Origin of the sequence: Proteus sp. ZN5, from assembly GCF_011046025.1 — a bacterium.
Taxonomy (GTDB): Bacteria; Pseudomonadota; Gammaproteobacteria; order Enterobacterales; family Enterobacteriaceae; genus Proteus.
In genome coordinates this window covers 936,785-956,659 of record NZ_CP047639.1, presented here as the reverse complement: position 1 = coordinate 956,659, position 19,875 = coordinate 936,785, and the positions used below count along the sequence as shown (strand labels likewise).

Annotated in this window: 23 protein-coding genes and 1 pseudogene; 9 read left to right on the top strand and 15 right to left on the bottom strand. The window is 31.5% G+C overall.

Features of this window, described 5'->3' with window-relative positions:
* Position 1: 1 nt before the first annotated feature.
* The 14 genes and pseudogenes from GTK47_RS04400 to GTK47_RS04335 form a co-directional block, all read right to left on the bottom strand.
* Entirely contained in the window at positions 2-508 is a 507-nt protein-coding gene (locus GTK47_RS04400; protein WP_165122272.1) for a SycD/LcrH family type III secretion system chaperone, read from the bottom strand.
* A gap of 146 nt (positions 509-654) precedes the next feature.
* Complete coding sequence (locus tag GTK47_RS04395; protein ID WP_165122271.1) at positions 655-1,719, bottom strand: EscU/YscU/HrcU family type III secretion system export apparatus switch protein; 1,065 nt, start codon at positions 1,717-1,719, stop codon at positions 655-657.
* Complete coding sequence (gene sctT, locus GTK47_RS04390) at positions 1,712-2,485, bottom strand: type III secretion system export apparatus subunit SctT (protein ID WP_165122270.1); 774 nt, start codon at positions 2,483-2,485, stop codon at positions 1,712-1,714. The genes GTK47_RS04395 and sctT overlap by 8 nt, the downstream gene beginning before the upstream one ends.
* A gap of 5 nt (positions 2,486-2,490) precedes the next feature.
* Entirely contained in the window at positions 2,491-2,745 is a 255-nt protein-coding gene (sctS, locus tag GTK47_RS04385; protein ID WP_165122269.1) for a type III secretion system export apparatus subunit SctS, read from the bottom strand.
* A complete protein-coding gene (locus tag GTK47_RS04380; protein ID WP_109402418.1) occupies positions 2,745-3,404 on the bottom strand; it encodes an EscR/YscR/HrcR family type III secretion system export apparatus protein in 660 nt (219 codons plus the stop codon). Before GTK47_RS04380 ends, sctS begins: the two co-directional genes overlap by 1 nt.
* A 4-nt stretch (positions 3,405-3,408) precedes the next feature.
* A complete protein-coding gene (locus GTK47_RS04375) occupies positions 3,409-4,326 on the bottom strand; it encodes a FliM/FliN family flagellar motor switch protein (RefSeq protein WP_165122268.1) in 918 nt (305 codons plus the stop codon).
* On the bottom strand, positions 4,323-5,531 hold the full coding sequence (locus GTK47_RS04370; protein WP_165122267.1) for a hypothetical protein: 1,209 nt from the start codon (positions 5,529-5,531) through the stop codon (positions 4,323-4,325). The genes GTK47_RS04375 and GTK47_RS04370 overlap by 4 nt, the downstream gene beginning before the upstream one ends.
* Positions 5,509-5,973: a type III secretion protein gene (locus GTK47_RS04365; RefSeq protein ID WP_165122266.1), complete on the bottom strand. Its 465-nt coding sequence runs from the start codon at positions 5,971-5,973 to the stop codon at positions 5,509-5,511. The genes GTK47_RS04370 and GTK47_RS04365 overlap by 23 nt, the downstream gene beginning before the upstream one ends.
* Entirely contained in the window at positions 5,957-7,258 is a 1,302-nt protein-coding gene (gene sctN, locus GTK47_RS04360; protein WP_165122265.1) for a type III secretion system ATPase SctN, read from the bottom strand. The genes GTK47_RS04365 and sctN overlap by 17 nt, the downstream gene beginning before the upstream one ends.
* A 3-nt stretch (positions 7,259-7,261) precedes the next feature.
* Positions 7,262-7,675, bottom strand: coding sequence for a type III secretion protein (locus GTK47_RS04355; protein ID WP_165122264.1), 414 nt, complete (start codon positions 7,673-7,675; stop codon positions 7,262-7,264).
* 8 nt (positions 7,676-7,683) lie between these two features.
* Positions 7,684-9,788, bottom strand: a pseudogene (locus tag GTK47_RS04350) (EscV/YscV/HrcV family type III secretion system export apparatus protein).
* 16 nt (positions 9,789-9,804) lie between these two features.
* Positions 9,805-10,881, bottom strand: coding sequence for a type III secretion system gatekeeper subunit SctW (sctW, locus tag GTK47_RS04345; RefSeq protein WP_165122263.1), 1,077 nt, complete (start codon positions 10,879-10,881; stop codon positions 9,805-9,807).
* A 4-nt stretch (positions 10,882-10,885) separates the two neighbouring features.
* Complete coding sequence (sctC, locus tag GTK47_RS04340; RefSeq protein WP_165122262.1) at positions 10,886-12,598, bottom strand: type III secretion system outer membrane ring subunit SctC; 1,713 nt, start codon at positions 12,596-12,598, stop codon at positions 10,886-10,888.
* Positions 12,582-13,337, bottom strand: coding sequence for a helix-turn-helix domain-containing protein (locus GTK47_RS04335; protein WP_165122261.1), 756 nt, complete (start codon positions 13,335-13,337; stop codon positions 12,582-12,584). The genes sctC and GTK47_RS04335 overlap by 17 nt, the downstream gene beginning before the upstream one ends.
* A gap of 294 nt (positions 13,338-13,631) precedes the next feature.
* Here GTK47_RS04335 and GTK47_RS04330 point away from each other — a divergent pair, with 294 nt between their 5' ends.
* Genes GTK47_RS04330 through GTK47_RS04300 form a run of 7 tightly spaced genes read left to right on the top strand, consistent with a single transcriptional unit; the run spans position 13,632 to position 17,728 of the window.
* On the top strand, positions 13,632-14,708 hold the full coding sequence (locus GTK47_RS04330) for a hypothetical protein (protein ID WP_165122260.1): 1,077 nt from the start codon (positions 13,632-13,634) through the stop codon (positions 14,706-14,708).
* Positions 14,709-14,759: 51 nt separating this feature from the next.
* Positions 14,760-15,014 carry an EscF/YscF/HrpA family type III secretion system needle major subunit gene (locus GTK47_RS04325; RefSeq protein WP_109402429.1) on the top strand — a complete coding sequence of 85 codons (255 nt, stop codon included), beginning with the start codon at positions 14,760-14,762 and terminating at the stop codon, positions 15,012-15,014.
* A 24-nt stretch (positions 15,015-15,038) separates the two neighbouring features.
* On the top strand, positions 15,039-15,323 hold the full coding sequence (sctI, locus tag GTK47_RS04320; RefSeq protein ID WP_165122259.1) for a type III secretion system inner rod subunit SctI: 285 nt from the start codon (positions 15,039-15,041) through the stop codon (positions 15,321-15,323).
* Between the two features lie 2 nt (positions 15,324-15,325).
* Positions 15,326-16,087 (top strand): type III secretion inner membrane ring lipoprotein SctJ, encoded by a 762-nt coding sequence (sctJ, locus tag GTK47_RS04315; protein WP_165122258.1) that lies wholly within the window; start codon positions 15,326-15,328, stop codon positions 16,085-16,087.
* Complete coding sequence (locus GTK47_RS04310) at positions 16,068-16,631, top strand: type III secretion protein (RefSeq protein ID WP_165122257.1); 564 nt, start codon at positions 16,068-16,070, stop codon at positions 16,629-16,631. The genes sctJ and GTK47_RS04310 overlap by 20 nt, the downstream gene beginning before the upstream one ends.
* Positions 16,612-17,307 carry a type III secretion protein gene (locus tag GTK47_RS04305; RefSeq protein WP_241256068.1) on the top strand — a complete coding sequence of 232 codons (696 nt, stop codon included), beginning with the start codon at positions 16,612-16,614 and terminating at the stop codon, positions 17,305-17,307. Before GTK47_RS04310 ends, GTK47_RS04305 begins: the two co-directional genes overlap by 20 nt.
* Entirely contained in the window at positions 17,291-17,728 is a 438-nt protein-coding gene (locus GTK47_RS04300) for a hypothetical protein (RefSeq protein ID WP_241256067.1), read from the top strand. Before GTK47_RS04305 ends, GTK47_RS04300 begins: the two co-directional genes overlap by 17 nt.
* On the opposite strand, the gene soxR is transcribed toward GTK47_RS04300, so the two are convergent.
* A complete protein-coding gene (gene soxR / locus GTK47_RS04295; RefSeq protein WP_006536309.1) occupies positions 17,729-18,178 on the bottom strand; it encodes a redox-sensitive transcriptional activator SoxR in 450 nt (149 codons plus the stop codon).
* Between the two features lie 117 nt (positions 18,179-18,295).
* On the opposite strand from soxR, the gene GTK47_RS04290 reads away from it, so the two are divergent.
* Both GTK47_RS04290 and GTK47_RS04285 read left to right on the top strand, forming a co-directional pair.
* Positions 18,296-18,718 carry a DoxX family protein gene (locus GTK47_RS04290; RefSeq protein ID WP_109402435.1) on the top strand — a complete coding sequence of 141 codons (423 nt, stop codon included), beginning with the start codon at positions 18,296-18,298 and terminating at the stop codon, positions 18,716-18,718.
* Between the two features lie 45 nt (positions 18,719-18,763).
* Complete coding sequence (locus GTK47_RS04285) at positions 18,764-19,867, top strand: efflux RND transporter periplasmic adaptor subunit (protein WP_165122256.1); 1,104 nt, start codon at positions 18,764-18,766, stop codon at positions 19,865-19,867.
* Positions 19,868-19,875 lie beyond the last annotated feature (8 nt).

The window sequence follows — 19,875 nt, the reverse complement described above, 5'->3', positions numbered from 1 at the left end:
GCTATTCTTCCTTCTCGGTATTCAAAACAACAAGAGGCACATCTTTTAAAGATCCTAAGTAAACATCGGCTCTCTCTTTTATAGAGAGATCATTGATATTTTTTGACACCTGTTCGAAACAATATTTAGCTTTTTCTTTTTCACCTAATGATAAATTACATTGCCCCGCATAAAAGACTGGTCTGTAATCATCCTTTGCATTCAAATAAGCTAATGCATAAAGATCAATAGCGACTTGATACTGTTTTTTTAATTGTTTAACCGCGGCGAGCCCCATAATATAGTCAACATTATAAAAATCGTAGAGGCATAAAAATTTAAAAATAGCTTCGGCTTCATCCAGTTTTCCTTTCTGGTAAAAGTCATATGCAAATGAATAAATTCCTTCCATAAATCCTTCTGGGATCGTGCTCTCATCCTTGAGTGAAGCCCCGTTTTGAGCAATAGAAACAATATAGCTTGCTAATTGATCAAGCTCTTTTTCTGACATTTTTTTATATGCTGACATGATGTTAATCCTTTCATCTATGATGAATAATTAATAATTAAATAATAATTTATTCATTATTTAATTTCTTTAATAAAACACACGCCTATATTTACAAATATAAATATATTATTTTTATAATTAAATTATGAATGCATTCAATGGATTTATTGGTGATTTATATAATCCATTTCCTCTCTTAATAATCCGTCAATCTCAATTCTCTTAAGCCAAATAAGAATATCCATGACATCTAATAGATCTTGATCTATCATTACTTCAAATAAATGATATTTATGATAAATTTTTCTCGCTAATTCAGGATAGCGAATAACGGGTGTGCCCACTTTCTTAGCATAAGCTTTCACGGCTAATGCTTTATCATTAATACAACTTAATGATACCAATGGCATGATGCCATTTTCAGGATCAAAATAAATACCTACTGCCACATGAGTAGGATTAACAATAACGGCTGATGAATCACGGATCACTTTTTTCATCGGCTCATCCAATAATTCTTGATGTAGCTGTCGGCGTGTTGATTTTATTTCAGGATCGCCTTCCATATTCTTATTTTCTTGCTTAACTTCATGTTTTTCCATCATCATATCTTTCATAAAAATAAAAAAATCAGCAATAATATTTAGAATAAGAATAGGTATTGAGAGAATAAAAAAAACAAATATAAAGCTAATGACAAGTGAACACCACTTATCAATAATAATATTTAAATTAGTACGATATAATATAAATATTTCAGAACCATGTAAAATAATAAAAACATAACAAGTCACTAAAAATATAACTATAAATAATAATGTTTTTAAAAAGTCTTTAACTGTTCTTATGCTAAATATTTTTTTAAATCCAGAGATAGGATTTATATGATTAAGATCCAGTTTAATAGCTTCAGTAGCAAGCTTAAAACGCGACTCAAATAAGGAAGGAATTGCTCCAGATAAAAAAGTAACAGCAAGTATTGGTAATATAATATCAAAGAATAATTTTGATATTACATTGACATAGCTTTTTAGCGTAATATTTGTTGGATGAAGCAAAAGAGATTGATAAAAATGACTAAATTCATCTAAATTAACTTGATGAAATAAATACATAATACCAATAAGATAAACAAGCCCTGATGTTAATTCTTTACTTTTAAAACTTTGCCCTTTCTTTGCAGAATCATCGAGTTTTTTCTGGGTGGGTTTCTCTGTTTTTTCAGCCATGATAAATACTCATGAAAATAGTATAAAAATATCTATTATTAAAAAATTCATACAGCTCTGTTGTCATTGCTGAAGCAAAGAACAAAAGTAGAGATATAAATGCGATAATTCCTTTTATACATAATGACAGAGAAAAAGCATTTAATTGAGGGCAAAAGAGAGAATAAACACCCAACGCAACTTCACTTAAAAACATAATAATAAGAACTGGCGATACTAAAATAATTGCAGTGCGGATCATGTCATTCAGCCAATGACCAATAAAAGAATAACCAATCTCTTTATTAAAATAACCGAGTGGAAATACATCATAGCTATCTTTTATCGTACTCATTAATGAGGTTAGTCCTCCTACCGATAAAAAATAAGCCGCACAAAATAACCCAGTCAATGAAGCAAATTCAGAAGATTCAATTCCTGTTGTTGGATTAATTGTATCCCCGATACTCGCTCCTCTCTGATTATCAACAAATTCACCAAAAGCAGATGCAATCCAAAAAGGTGTAGCAAACAGAAGTCCAATTAAGATCCCAAGAATTAACTCACTTAAAATTATTATTTCCCATGTATTTCTTATTTCATCAGTAATTAGAATACTAGGCTTGATTCCCATAGCAATATAAAAAATAATAATATACTTTAAAAGCTGGCTATTGAGTATCCGACTATTTAAAAAAGGAATAAAAAGAAAAGTAGGAAATAACCTAGCAACAAGGAGAAAGAGATCAACTAAATAAACCTGTATATACCCTAGCAGTATTAACATTTCATTTATCCTGCTAATCCTAACGTCATCATCTCTTTGGCATACACTAATATTTTATCACCCATCCAACCCATAGTAACTAACAGGCAAACAAAAACACCAATAAGCTTTACACCAAAAGGTAATGTTTGTTCCTGGACTTGGGTGATGGTTTGTAAAAGGCCTATTGCCAATCCAATAAATGTTGCTATTGCAATAGGTGCAGCTGAAAGTAATATCACTAAATAAATAGCTTTATTTGCAGCATAGACCATATCCATTATCTTACCGCCATAAGGTCAAGATATTGATTAATTAATCCCTTAGCCAGAAGAGTCCAGCCATCCATAGCGATAAATAAAATTAATTTTAAAGGTACGGATAATGTAATTGGACTCATCATCATCATACCTAAAGCTAATAGAATGCAGGAAACGACCAAATCAATAACAATAAAAGGTAAATAGAGATAAAATCCAATGATAAAAGCAGATTTTATTTCACTTAATGCATAAGCGGGAAGCAACGATAATAACGAGTTTTCTATGTTTTCTTTATCACCATAACTATCAGGTCGATTACCTTGTGCTTGTTCAAAAAAATCTAATAATTCAGGCTCAGAATATTTGTATAAATATCGCTTGTATTCCACTAACGCATCATCTGAAAATTGTTCAAATGAATTCGGAGAAGTTATATCAATTGGATTTTCAATAAGATATTGATAGGTATTTTTTGCTATTGGCGTCATCACAAATAGAGCCATCATTAATGCAATCGCATTAAGCACCATATTTGAAGGTACTTGTTGAACCCCTAAAGCGTTACGAGTCATAACAAGCACAATAGAAAATTTTAAATAGCAAGTCCCAGCAGCAATGATGAAAGGTGCTAATGTGGCTAATGCTAATGTTAAAATGAGTGTTGTTGAACTTTCCATATTTTTAATCTTGCTTTAAATAAGCACGTTGAATTTCAACAGCAAATCGCTCACCAACTTTAATTAATTCCCCTTGAGCAATAGCAACGCCATTAGCAACTAATGTAATATGACGTAATGCATTATCAGGTAAAATAATTTGTTGTCCCGGTGTTAATTCTTCAATTTGTTCAAGTAACATCATCTTACTTGCAAGCAAAAAAGAGAGAGTCACTGGAATAGATTTAATCGCTTTTAGCTCTATATTTTTTTGTAATTTAATTTCCGTATCTTCAACTAACTCTTCATGTTCTGCTTCATTAGCAAATAACTTTTCATCTAAAGTCACAGTATTTTCTCCTTCTTGCCACCGATAACGCATCCATTTTTTTTCACCAATAATGAGTGAAAAATCCACGCTATCAATCAGCACGATATCGCCCAAAGAGAGCGTTTTTAATAATGAAAATGACATTGTGCTTTTGCCAAACTGATATTGAGCAATAGCACTAACTTTATTTTTTGATGACAATATCCATTCATAATATTGATCAAAGGAACTAATAAATATGTCACCAATTTCAGTATTAATAACGGGATAGCTAGATTTTTCTTGATCTCCTAAACAGATATTATCAACGATTAATGACACAGGCTCTTTCGAAAAAGGAAACAATATTTGTGAACATTTTTGTGAGAACAGTGTATAGAGATAAGCTTCCGGAATAAGCTCCCAATCTATTTTCTTCTCCGGATAAACTTTATCCATTACTTGACTAACTTCGACAATACCTGTAAATGAACCTAATGTATTATTACCCTTTATTTTAAAGTAATGAGCCGAAGAAATAGGTAACTGAGATGTATATAAAGATGATAAAATATTCATTAAATAGCTATCTTCTTTCTTGTTAATACTATTTTTAAGATCTAACTTTATCATTTATCATCTTCTTTATTTTCAGAAGAAGGATCTATCGCATTAATATGCCAATGACTATTATCATTCTCTAATAAAAGATATAATCGGCCTTGATATTGGTTAAAATTTTCTAAAGAAGATTGATAAACTCGCCCAGTAGAAGCAATTAATTGGATCTTTTTGTCAATATCAAAATTCACTTTCATTTGATGAAATTCACTTCCCCATTTTTTAAAAACATAAGTAATACTAGGAGGCTGAGATACTACGGATACTTTTTTATAAAGAATACTAAAGGCGGGTATATCAAGTATTCTTTTAAAAGATGATGATCCTGATGGAGCTTGTTGAAATTCAGGTTTTATGTAACTAGCTGGGAGAATGCCACTTAGATTTTCTACATTTGAATTTCTATTTTCAACATCTTTTGTAATGGATTTATTATTTATTTCTTTATTATTCTGATAGTTATCTTTTTCAAAGAGATTGTTACTTTCAACAATTGCATCATTTTTAGTATTTAATTTATTCTCTTCAATTTTTAATGTGATTTTATTTTTAATTTTTTTCGTTTTTAATTCATTAGGATAACGTTCATTTTCAATATGCTCATTAATTTTATTAGTCTCGTTTTGCTTCTCTTCTTTTTGATTAACTTTTTCGTCCTTTGCTCTAAGAGTTAAATTATTAGGATTTATTTTTAATTCGTTTTTATCTGCAGAAATATCAGTTTTTTTTTCTTGCTTAGATTTTAAATTTATCGGTAGATTTAAATCATTTTCAATTATAACATTATTAGCGACATGACTTGGTTTATTTCCATAATGAAATAAGCTTTTTTTTTCTATTTTACATCCTTTTTCAAAGGAGCAAATTTGTGAATATATCTTTCTTTGAGTTAATAATAACCCCTCTATATTCAAATATTCACTTTCTTCTCTTTTTTCTTTTTTATCTTCTAATTCATCAACTGATTTATTAGAGTTTATTTTTGAAATTTCTTTTATATCAGTAGTTCTCTTATAATTAAGATCATGAAAAATATCTAGTTTTTGTTTTATTTTACTAAACTCTTCAGAGGAAAATTTCTCTTTTTCAATATTCAACAACTCAACAACTATAGAAAATGGTGATGATTTTTTAGAAAAAGTAGATTTAACCTCATTACTTTGTTCATTTATTAAACATCTATTTAATATTAAATTATCTGTCTTTATGAATATCATACAACACCATCTCCTGAATTTCATTTTGTTCTAATCTTTCAATATATAACTCTTTTTCTAATGCTTTTCTTTCAAGATAACGCTTCATTTTATTTTGTTTTTTGATTACCACTTCTCTTTCTTTTTTTAAAAATAAACTCCCTTTTTTTAGCTTTTCTAATTGATGCTCTATTTCTTTAATTTGCGTAATAGATATATTTAACGAAGCTAGTACAATCGCTTGTTTACGTTTCTGTTGATTTAAAGAGAGCGTCGAATAACTTCCTGCTTTTTCATAAAATGGGATCTCTTTTTCTAATGCCGATGCCAGTGAGGCTTGTTCTTCTTTTTTAATTTCTGCTTCTTTTATTAATTTTTGATACTTTTGTTGTTCTTTCTCTATTCTTTGCTGGCGCTTTGCAATGGCATTTATCAAATATTGCTGATTAAGAGGTAAGCGCATAAAGTTGCTTTAGTGTTTGTTGATATTCTGCCTTTTCTTTAAATGACTGAATAAGAAAAGCCTCTATTGCTGATTGCTTATTGACGGCCATATCATTTAACTCATTCTCACCTACACGATATTCGCCCAATTCTTGTAATAATTTAATATCCTGCAAACGCATCAATATTTGTCTTATTTTTAATGCTGCTTTTTGTTGTTCAGTATCCGTTATGTGCTGAAAAATACGACTTACACTTCCTAAAATATCAATAGCTGGATAATGGCCTGAAGCAGCTATTTTTCGTGAAAGATAGATATGTCCATCAAGAATAGAACGGATTTCCTCACCGATGGCATCTGGTTCATCATCACTTTCGAGCAAGACAGTATAAAATGCCGTAATGGAGCCTTGATGAGTCACGCCTGGTCTTTCTAAAATTGCGGGTAATTTATCAAAGACAGAAGCAGGATAACCTTTACGAACAGGAAGTTCGCCCGCTGTAAGAGCTACATCTCTTAATGCTCTACAATAACGCGTCATAGAATCAATAAATAATACGACGTTTTTACCTTGTTCTCTGAAATATTCAGCAACCGTAGTGGCAACTAATGCCGCATTACAACGTTCTATTGCAGGTTGATCGGAGGTAGAACAAATTAATACCGTTTTTTCACATCGTTTGTCTTTTTTTAATTCCTCAACGAATTCGGTAACTTCTCGGCCTCTTTCACCAATAAGTCCAATAACAAAAATATCAGCCTGAGAGAAACGGATAAACATGTTCATCAACATAGTCTTACCTGTTCCTGCACTGGCAAAGATCCCCATTCTCTGTCCTAATCCACAGCTTAATAAACCATCAACTGCTCGAACACCAGATTCAAATATTTCTGTGATAGGGCGACGATCACTAAATGAGGGAGGATGACCATCAATAGGCAAATATGAATAGAAGTTTTCCTCTACCATTTTTTTATCATTGAAGCGTAATAAATAATTACCTTTTATATCAATCATACTCCCTAAAATATTAGGGCTTAAAGCGACAGAAAAAGCATTACCAGTTGGTACTACGATTATTTGCAAAGAATAACCTTGTGAGCTTCCCATCATACTTAAAATCGTAATACCGTTGCGAAAGCCAATTACAATCGCTTCACCAACGATTTCCCCATTAATAATAGAATCTTTTAATAGGCAAATTTCTCCAATAAATACACCATGCAACATCACTTCAAGAATATTGCCTTGTATTCGTATAGGATGAGCTGCATGATGAAATATTGAAAATACGTTATTCATTTTTTAATTAATGAATTGTTGGTGGATAGTATTCATCATTTGAAAATACTCATCTATTGCTTTTGCCATTGACTCACCATTTTGCAAAGCAATAGGCATAAATGAAGCTCGCAACTCTAATTCAGATTCAACTTTCACTAAAGCAGGTTGACCAGGATAAAAGCTTTCCGTTTGATTATTAATGCTATTTAATAATAATGGCGCACTACATTGTGATAACAAATTTTCATTATATTCACCAAGCACAGACCAGACCATCGGAACTTCATCAACAACTAATAAATTTATATCCGGCATATCTCCCAAGCTAATTGTGATTGTTGAATGATTATCAACAGATTTCCCTTCTGAGAATAAATCATTTCTCCCAATTACATTCATAGCATCCATAATTAAACTTGCTAGATCAAAAGACATAACTTCTCCTAAATAGATTGTAAAACGTTAATTTCAATATCTGATGTAATTTCATCATAAGATAAAACAGATAATTGTGGATATTGTGTTTCTATTAGTTTTTTAACAAATCGCCTTATATCTATTGCTGTTAAAAATATATAACTTTGTACATATTTAATTTCATCAACAGCTGTAGATATTTTTTCTATGATCATATCAAGTTCAGCAGGTTCTAAATTTAAAAAGGTTCCTGAAGAACTTTGTCTTATTCCACCTCGAATTATCTCTTCTACATTATGAGATAAAATAATTGCATTAAGTCTGCCATCGTTTGAAAAAAAATAACTAATATAACGCGAAAGTAGAGCACGAATATGTTCTGTTAAAAGCATTGGATCCTTCTCTTTACTTCCCCATTGTACTAACCCACCTATAATAGTTTTTATATTCCTAATAGGGATTTTTTCTTGCACTAAACGTTGTAAAACATCATTAATTCGTTGAATAGAAACTTGTCTATAACACTCTTTTAAAAGTTCTGGAGAATTCTCTTCTATTTTATCAAGAATATTTTTTGTTTCTTGTATACCTAAAAATTCAACAATATTCAACGTAATCAAATTAGAGAATTTTTTATAAAAGTAATCTTCTGCTAGTTCTAATTGATAACCTATTAATTCTAATTTTTCTTTATCATTTTTATTAACCCAATAATGTTCAATATTATTATCCTCTATCCTTATCGATTTAAAACCTAAAGAAAAAATTCATCATTAGGATTTGCAATATGAATAAATGGGAAAGGACAATCAAATTCATCTGCCTTAACTTCATTTATTAAAATAATTATTTTATTATCATCAATTTTATCTGAATAATGAATAATAATATCAGGAAGCAATACACCATATTGTAAAATAAATTCTTTCTTTAACCATTTTTCAAAAACGAGCTTTGAAAGATATGCTTTCTTTTTAGAAGAAATCGTAATAATTAAGGGCAATGTTTCTGCTTGAGATAATGTGATATTCTCTTTTAATAAACTATTTTCATCTTCTGACTCATTTTTATTTGAAAACAAATTTGAAATAAGCCCTTTTTTACCATCAGTATCTGAATCATTATCTTCATTCTTATCTTTTTTATTATCTGTTATCGTTTCTTTTCTCTTACTTTTCCATTGTTTTTTAAAGAAATATCCACCCAATATCACAGATAAGATAAGAAATACGGGGGTTGGGAATCCAGGCAAAAATCCGATGACAAAAGCGAGGATTGCAGTCACTAATAGAGCAAAATCTTGTGCAAGTAGCTCGTTCATAATGCTAAAACCAAGATTATTATTTTCACCGCCAACACGAGTGACAATAAAGCCAGCACTAATAGAAATCAGCAATGCTGGAATTTGTGCAACAAGCCCATCACCAATGGTTAAAAGTGTATAAGTATGTAGTGCCTGTGAAATTGAGAGATCCATTTGAGCCATACCAACAGAGATCCCTCCAATTAAGTTAACAAAGATAATCACAATGCCAGCAATTGCATCACCTTTAATAAACTTCATTGCACCATCAAAAGAACCATATAACTGACTTTCTTGTCCTAATTCTTTTCTTCTTATTTTCACTTCTTCGTTATTAATAATGCCAGACTTTAAATCAGCATCGATACTCATCTGTTTTCCGGGCATTCCATCCAAAGAAAAACGAGCAGCAACTTCTGCAACTCGCTCTGAACCTTTAGTAATAACCAAAAATTGCACTATGGTGACAATAGAGAAAACAACGAAACCAACAACTAAATTTTCACCGATAACAAACTCACCAAATGAAGTAATTATCTCACCTGCATCTGCATCTAATAATATTAATCGACTTGTACTAATAGAAAGAGCAAGTCGAAAAAGTGTCGTGATCAGTAATAATGCAGGAAAGGTCATAAAGTTCAATATTCGAGTAATATAAAATGAACTCATGAAAATAAGTAAAGAAATAGTAATATTCAGCCCAATAAGAAAGTCTACAATATAAGTCGGCAAAGGTATGATTAACATCATAATAACCAAAATCATAACCGACAATACGATTAACTCTGGTCTATTTTTTATTGCCAATAGAAATCTATAAATCATAGAAATTATCCGTAAATTATTTTCTTTGTTGATACTGTTCTAGTCGAAGATAATTATCTATAAACTTCTGTATAATTATTTGGCATTCATCTCTAAAATCATCAGATAAATACAATGATTCAGGGTATTTATTAAACATTGTTTTTAGCCCTTGCAATAACTTCATTTTTATATTAACTAAATAATTAAGCCATTCATTTTCTAAAAGAGAAATTAGGTACTTTTCCATTTCATCAGGAAATGTCATACCATAAAAAATCAATTGATAAAGATCTTTTTCAGTTATTGTATTTTTTAAATCTTTTGTTTCTAATCTCTTTATATTTATTTCTATAAAGCTATATAAAGTACGTAATTTATTAACTCTATTAAGAAAATAACCAAACTCCGAACTTTGAGAACAACTTGGCATAAGTGATTGCATATCACAAATTAAGCTTTGTGTTAGAAAACTTAAAATAATAGTACATTGTTTAAGGTCATAATCTTCAATCCACATTTTAAAAAAATAGATAGGCTCAAGATCAAGATTAATATAGCTACGATAAAGATTTCTTAATGTTGAAGCATCGAGAGAAAGTAATTTAGCAAATGCTTTTGCTTGCAAAGCAATATTAATGCCGGCTCTAATTTGCTTCCCATTTTCTCCCTCAAGAAGATGATTTATCTCATTCTCAATTCCTGCATCTAATTGCGCTCCTAATTTTTTTTTCCTGAGTAATTCTCGTAAAACCATAACGAGATCACTTTCATCAGGGAACATTTTACGTAAATATTGAAGCAATTCTTGCAAACTTCGTCCTGATTTTCTAAATAACATCATAACTTTATCAAGTTTTTTATCGGCGCCCTCTTCTGCAATATATAATGTACTTTGCCCTCTATTTGCTTTTTTATCTAATAGTTGACCAAAACGTTGAGAAAAAAGAGTAGCAACCATAGACATATCGTCAGATATCTCTATTAATTGATTTTGATAATTTTGATTTTCATTAACTTTAGGTTGTTTGTACTCAGTTTCTTGTTGGTTTTTTTTACCAATACTACTAGGTGTTGAATGTGTCAAAGTAGAGGTATTAATTGGTGCAATCATGATATTACCTCATAAAAGCCTGAAGTTGTTTTAATGCCTGAGATGTTTTGTTGTCCATCGGTTCAAATGGATTTTCAGTGATAGAGCCTAACAATTCAGTTTGTGTTTTTTCTAATAAACGGGGTTGTAGCATAAAAATACGTATCATCTTTTTATTATTGTCAGATTCATATTTGAATGCTCCGCCTATTAAAGGGATAGCGCTAAGAAAAGGAACTTTACTTTCTGCTTTCACATTATCTTCTCGTGTATATCCACCAATTAATAAGCTTCCTCCCTCTGATACACGAGCAACAGTGCTAATATTGGTACGATTAATCACTGGTAGTTTTTCAACATTTTCATCAGCACCGCTGTCATCTTTTTTTTCTGCACCATCTTCAAGATTAATGATCATCTCAATATCTTTATTTGAGTTACCGATACGCGGTAATACACTGATCATCGTGCCAAATGTTGTTGATTCTAATGAAGCAACTCGTTCACCTTTTATTTGAGTATAAAAAGTCGTGTTGTTATCAAAAATAGCGGGGGTATTTTCTTGTGTTAATAAGATCGGACGAGAGACCATTTGAGCTTCGCCATCTTCACTCAATGCTTTAATTTTGCCTAAAAAGTTAAAACCAGATGCAGCACTTAAACTTGCTGTATTAAAAAAGAAACTGCCTTTACCAGATCCATAACTTGCTTGCCAATTAACACCTAGGCTATCTGCTTTATTTTTAGAGATATCGATTATCCATAATGACAATTCAACTTGTCTTTTAGGTTTATCTAATTGAGCAATAAGTGAACCTATTAATGCCAAACCTTCCCGACTTGTTTTCACTAAAAGGCTATTTGAACCCGGTAAAGGTACTAATTCGACGTTATATTGCCCTACTTTAGTGATAATAGGAGTATTAGTTTCTTCAATATCATTTATCTCTTCATCGTATTTCTGGCTATCGTTACTTTCTGGAGTTTCACGAGGCTCTACGGTTGTTCTTTTTATTTCTCTAGAAGACATAAATAACTGCTGTAAAACAGTAGTAATTCCTGGCAGTACCACTTTATCATCACGTAAGGTATAAGTTCTGTCTTGTACAAAAGTATTTTTTAATGGAAATATCTGTACAAATTCATCACCATAACGAGAACTTCCCACTGGTACTTGGTTATTTGTATTTTCATTAATTTGCTCTTGTACATCATTATCTAAAAACTCAGCGGCAGCTTTGACTAATTTAATATAAACAGGAGGACCAGAAATATAGAAAGTACGTTGGTCTCGCCCAGCACGTAACGGATAACGGGGATCGTATAATCCCACATCTTGTAAATACTCTTTTAACTCGACTAAGCTTATATTTTTTACTTGAAAGAGTTCTTGTAAAATCTCACTACTCTCATAGATATAGATTGATTTTCCATCATTAAAATAGAGTAATGACAAACGTTTCACCATCAATTCAAATGCTTCTTCTGGTGAAGAAATATCAAAATTTCCAGTTACTCTCTCCTTTTTTACAGCACTACTCAGAATAAAAGGTTTATTTAATTTATCTGATAACACAAGAAAGAACTGTTCTACTCGAGTATCAACAGCGATAAACACATCAGGTTTTTTTACCTGATGTGTATAGATAACCTTTCCTTGCGCAGCTTGGATTTGAAAAGAAAAACCACAACAAAGTACTAGCCCAATGACACAATAAATCTTATTTTTTATTTTCATAAAGATGCTGACCAATTCGACGAAATTCTGTTGGTGTAATACCAAATAGCGTCTTGATTTCATTTGAGAAATGAGACGCTGAGCTAAATCCATTATCGACGGCAATTTGTGTTAATGATTCATCAGTTGATAGCGTGGTTAAAATGGAAGATGCCGCACGCCATGAACGTAATTGGCTTTTTCCACAATTACCTAAATAGCGTTTACACAGTCGTCTAAAATGTGTACCTGATACCCCATAGCGCTCTCCAATTTGTGCAATATTACTTTTCTTCTCATCTAAATAACTAATGAGATGTAAAATAAGCCAATAACTTTCACTATGTCTTATTGTGACAAATAGAGGTTCTAATTGGCTTTCTGCTTTTATTGCTTCATTTATTAATACGTATTCTAGGGATTTATTAGTATCTTCTATATAAAAAATCTGCTGATTAATATCAAATTCTGATCCTATTGCCGTCATCTTGGAGAAATCGCGTGCATAATCAATAAATGCTAATAATCTTGCACAAATAAAAAATGATCGTTTCTCAATTTTCCATGACTGATTTTCAGATTGAAAAATAACATCTTCATTTTTTGAATTATAAATAAAAGCCTTTCCTTTTATAATTTTAGTCTTTTTTTCATCATATATTTTTACTGGATAATCATTCTTCAGGGGAATGCAAAAGAATAATGAATTCCCTAGTAATATATTTTTATCACCGCTTATTTTTATATCATTTATTAACATAAAAAATACCTCACCTTATCTTGTTAAATAATAAAAGTTAAAGATAGCAAACTATCAACAAACTTATTCTTATGTTTTCATCTTATATAACAATACAATAATATTACTAATTATTAACTATAAAGATGAATAACAAATTTTTTCGGTTTATTATTTAAAAAAAGTACTAGTAATATATCAATACCCACTATCAAATAAAAAACATGTGCTTTTTTTTAAAAGAAATTTAATGACTATTTCATTAAACTATATTTACATTATGAATTAATAACATTTTATCATTAGGCTAAATCTATGCTGTATTACATTTATATTCTTTCTGGCCCATTAAAAGGAGCAATTGTTCCTTTACCGCCTAATCACTATTCATTTTTTTTACAAAATGAAGAAATCAATGATAAGAAAGAAGATAATGAAAAAATGGTAATTTACATTCCTTGTGATAATAAGGTGTGTAAAAAAAAGCTCGCCATTATACTTGATGAAAATAATAGTGAAAATAATAAATATATAATTGAGCGTAGCTTCATACCAGAAGAAGTCGGTAAAGAATATTTATTACCTCTAAACACACCGGTGTATTCCAATGATATTCCTATCTTTTTAGTCAGTAATAAAAGTGATTTCCCACTTAATTCATCTCATTTTAAAAATAATAAAAAGAGATGGATTACTAGCAAAAAAATACTTATATCATTGGCATTATTGATTCCACTTATCATAGTATTTATATTTTATATAAATAAACCAATAGAAAAGTCAGCCACTCCCATAATATCAAAAAGTTTAAATTTTAAAGGTTTTCAAGGAGAAAATGGATATTATTGTATTTTTGATGATTCATACGTTACATCCAAAGTGAATAGTGATTCAGAAAATAAAGTTTTTTATATAGATAAAAGAAAAATAGAAAATTTAGCAATTGGAAATAATAATAAAAAGATACATCTGATTTTAAAAGATAAAGCCAAACCCATTATCAACTTTATTTACTATAATGATAATGAGAAATTAAAAATCATTGATGCAATAAATAGTCACTTTTCTAAAAATTGTTATCCTACAATTAAAGAAATTTCGATTCCAAACATCATTAATGATATAAATACTCTAGAGTTAACAAAAACAATAGGTTATACCATTGAAGAAAAAAATAATGGTTTAACCTTTATTTTTTATGATGTATTAGACAGGAATAACAAAGGAAAACTTGATACTTATATCAAAAAACAAACGGCCATTTTTGGAAGAAAGTTTCTCTTTTACCGTGAAAATATAAGTAATCCAATATTGAAAAATAAAGCAACCTTACAAGAAGATAATGGATATATCTTTCTTGATAATCAACATCGCTATTTCCCTCAAGGTTAATAGTGATAATTGTAAGCAATAACTTAAAATTGAAATTAGAGGAATAATATTATGCCAGCCTATCCTGTTGCCGACGATGTAAGCTCTATTGATAAGATTGATGACTATTTTCAAGAGCCAGTTAAAAACCAAAGTGATGCACTAAAAGTTGCACTAGATGCATTGAAAGCAGATACATCAAATGCTGCTGCATTGGCTGATTATCAAGCCAAGCTTGCTGAATATAATATTACACGTAATGCTCAATCCACATCGATCAAAGTTGTGAAAGATTTAGCAATGAGCATTATCGGGAATATGCGTTAATTTTTTATATAATGGAGATAATATATGGCAATTACCCCTGTTGTTCCTTTGAATTTAACAACATTAGCAAATGATAACAATAATAGTGATGATAATTTATCTTCAATGATGATAAATACGATTACAAGTAGCTTTCAGTATGAAAAACAGACCCAAGAAAAGCTAAAAATATTAAGTCAATTAAGTGATGTTCAAAGTTATACCCTGCTACAAACCAAGCTTAATGACTATACAATTACAATGAATTTAGCGAGTACTTTAGCCAGAAAATCACTGAATATTGTTGAAACATTACTCAAGGCTCAATAGTAATGAAAATGCGATATTTATTATTAGCATTATTGTGTTGCTTATTCCCATTATTAAGTGGCTGCAAAGATCAATCATTACTCACTAATTTAGATCAAAGGCAAGCAATAGAAATTCAAGCTGTTTTGCAAAAACATCAAATAACCAGTACCCGTAAATCATTAGGAAAAGGGTTATTTGATGTATCTGTTAAAAAAGAGGATATGGGAACAGCAATTCAAATTTTAGAGGAATATCAATTACCCACTCTTTCTCGAATTGAAGTTACTCAGTTATTCCCATCTGATGCATTGGTATCATCACCACAAGCCGAAAAAATGCGTTTAATTTCGGCTATTGAGCAACGATTGGAACAATCATTACTGACTATTGACCATATTATTGATGCTAGAGTTCATGTGAGTTATCCCATCTCTCCCACTGAACGTGTTATTCCAACACCTCACGCTTCAGCACTAGTTTTTTATGAAGAGGGTATGCTTGATAATGACCAGCTAAGTGAAGATGTTCGTGCTTTTATTCATAATGCCTTTAACGATATGAATGAGGATAATATTACCGTTTTGTTGTATCCACGAAATATCAATAAGTTCAACATAATAAGTAATCAGCTTTATCAAAATAGTTCTGATTCATTTTTTAGTTCTTGGTTATTTCTAAGCTTATTATTGGTAATTATCACCGTCATCATTACAGTTTCATTGATAATATTCCGACGCAGAAAAACACAGAAGGAAGAGAATAATGACAAATCTAACTTCTGAGCAATTTGAAATGATATCCAGTGTTATGTATGAACCACTTAGTTATCTTCATGCAGATCACAATGTATTAGCTTCAAAAAACGAAAATACAATATGGCAGAAATTAACTAATCGCCAATTAATTCAGCAACATCAACTTATTAATCAGCTTGATTGTGATATTGATATTATTGTAGAAAAAATTTTTACTCATTGGCTATTACTTCCTCGTTGCGCCCGATATTTAGGTTATTTCTACTCTAGAGACCTTCTTTTATTATCTGGTAATTACTATCATCTAGAGCCTCAATTAAAAGCATTTCTATCACTTTATCCCGTTTTTAATATAGATAAAAATATAACCATTACACTGAAAAATATCGCACCAATTAATATCGGCTATCAATTGCTGTTTAATTTTATTAATTCAATTTCAACCGCACTTTCTCAGCGTTTTACATTACTTTTTGCGCCACAATCCTCATCGATTGAACTTCCTCAATCACTTTATTTATCTCATTCACTTTTTCTTTTGGTACTAGATTATGCTGCGCTCTCTGCCTGAAGATCTTTTAACATACGCTTGTGAAGGTATATTAATACGAGCTCGCTATGTTCGACAGCTTGATAATATTTATAAAACAGAATTAGCTGCCAAGCAGGCGGCAAAAAAAATAATTCGAGATTTTAATAACAAACTAGAAGAACATCATAAAGAAATAGCAAACCAAGCCTATAGCAAAGGATTATGGGTATTATTAGGGGATATCTTAAATTTTGTAGTTCAATATCAAGAGAAACTGACACAATATGAGTTTCAGCAAAGAGAACAATTAACGGCAACGATTGCTCAATTTTTTGATTCACCTGAAATTCAAACTGAAATTACACACCGTTTAATTTCAACAATACCTTCAGAAAAAAAAATTACACTCGACATTCCTGTGACATTACGCCGTTATCTTGGGAATAAGCTCAATAAGCTTGATATTGAATTGCTCTCTCATGAAAGTAAAACAATTGCTGTTCATGCTGGTGATCAAATTACATTTTTTGATCCCAACCTATTAATTGATGATCTTAAGGCACAATTCCATCGTCCTTACACTGAATCTTATCAACCTGTTTTTACTCAAGAAATTAAAGAAAACCTAATAAAATTTATTAATACATTCGATGTACTAGATAATGCCCCCCCTCAAAGTGGCACCTTCAGTGAGTATTATGATGATGAAGATTGATGCTTTAAAACCACAAGTGTTATATGGAGAACAACCCTCTTTACCTGAATCAAAACAGATCGACAATAAAGAGTCTGATCCTTTAATAGCCATATTGAATTCTTCTTTTTATCAATATTTAAAAGGATCCAGAATTAATAGTGCCAAAGATGTATTGGCGTTATTAAACCAATTTGATGTCAAAAATGAAGGCAATCAAACTCTAAAAGAAAAGCGCCAAGTTGCATTATTAATCTATGCTCGCCAAACAAGTGAACTAGAAAATAATAATAATAAAGATGCCATTAATCAGGCACTAATTTCACTTCTTTCTTATCAAGGTTTTTATCATCAATTTACACTCGACTTATTAGGTATGACCGATAACCAAGATGATTATGAAGGCTTTTTCAAACCAGATAGCGCTTCGTTTTCATTTTGATTACAGGATCTGAGGACCGGCCCCTTTTTCACCTAAAATATCATCAGGATTACGTAATGGGCAATCACTTAACGATAAACAACCACAGCCAATACAATGATCTAACCCATTACGTAGTCTCTTAAGACGGCGAATACGTTCATCTAACCTTACTTTCCAATCCGTTGATATTTCGTGCCATTGTTCTGCGGTCAATTTACTGTTTGGTGGATATTTTCCTAGTATTTCCTGAATTTCTTTTAACGGAATACCTGTACTTTGCGCAGCTTTTATAATCGCTACGTAACGTAATACAACTGGTGGGTAACGGCGCTGATTACCTGCACTTCGATAACTTTCTATCAACCCTTTTTCTTCATAAAAATGTAACGTTGAAATTGCAACGCCACTTCTTTTTGCTACCTCACCGACGGTAAGTGCTCTATTGAAATCTATTTTTTCTTTTTTCATTTTTTACTTTTCCCTCTTGACCTCAACTTAACTTGAGGTTTTATAGTCCCCTCCTCAAATTAAGTCAAGTCAGTGGAATGCTGGTTCTTATTTTTTAAGATTGTTGAGGTCAGATGAATGCCAAATTCAATTGCACGTATTCTCGAAAGCCATTCTTTATGGTTTATCGCTAGATTACTTATCCTTGTTTTATTTCTTTCTTCTGGCTTTGCCAAAGTCTTTGATTACGAGAATAGTTTGGCGGAAATGCGCGCTGCGGGATTGGAACCTGATTGGTTTTTTAATATTGCCACTGCGATCGTCTTATTTTGTGGCTCACTTTTAGTGCTTTTCGATCGCTATTTATGGCTAGGTGCTGGCGCTTTAGCTCTCTTTTTATTTTTAACTATCGTGGTTGTTCATACTTTTTGGAATATGACGGGAGACAAGGCCATGTTGTCGATGTTTTTTGCAATAGAACATCTCGCTGTTATTGGTGGATTAATCACTACGGCAATGGCTAGTCATTTCAGAGCGTTATGGAAAAAGAATAACGCATAAAACGATAAAAAATATAAAAACTTTCACTATGGGATCGGCAATAAAATGAATAAAAAACTTACTATTACGGTATGTGCCTCACTCTTTTTACTCAGTGCAGGTGCAATGGTTTATGCAACCACATCATCAGATGATGAAACACAACAATTTGCCTATCCACCGACAAAAGTGGCATTGGCAACTGTACAATCATCAAAATTACCAAACAATATGCAAGGTGTTGGGGAATTAGAAGCCGCACGCCAAGTTTATTTAGCCGCTGAAACCAATGGTCGAATTGCTGTGATTAATTTTGAGTCAGGGCAAACTGTTAAAGCAGGCCAAGTTTTAGCTAAATTAAATGATGAGCCTGAACAAGCCGAATTATTACGCTTACAAGCGCAATTAACCAACGCAGAAAAACTCTATTCTCGAACAAGACAGCTTTATAGTAAAAATGTCGCAGCTGCCGCGCAATTAGATAGCACTTTATCTGAGCGCGACATGATTGTGGCCTCTATTCGAGAAGTGAAAGCGCGGATTGCACAAAAAGCAATTAAAGCCCCCTTTGACGGTATCGTTGGGATAAAACTTGTTCATGAAGGCCAATATCTAAATGCGGGTGAACGTGTAGCTTCACTTGTCGATGCGAGCCATTTAAAACTCAATTTTTCACTTGATGAACAAGCCGCACCAAAAATTTCAACAAAACAGCCAATCAATATCGAAGTCGATGCTTACCCAGATACCATTTTTACTGGTTCAATAAATGCGATTGATCCTCTTATTGGCTCTTCTCGTACAGTACAAATACAGGCTGTTTTACCAAATGCTGACAATAAATTAAAAGCGGGCATGTTTGCTCGTGTTCAAGTTACTTCTCCTGATAGTCCTATGGTATTAACCGTACCGGAAACGGCAGTCACTTATACTGCCTATGGAGATACCGTGTTTGTAGCGCAATCTGACAATCAAAAAAACCTTATCGCTAAGCGTGTCTCTGTGAAAGTTGGATTGCGCTACAACGGCATGATCGAAATAAAAGAGGGTTTAGCCCTTGGGGATCAAATTGTTTCATCAGGGCAAATTAAGTTAAGTGATGGCATCTCAATTGAACCTATTGAGCAAGATACATTAACGTTAGCTCAATCAGCGACAACTAAACCATAACGGGAGTT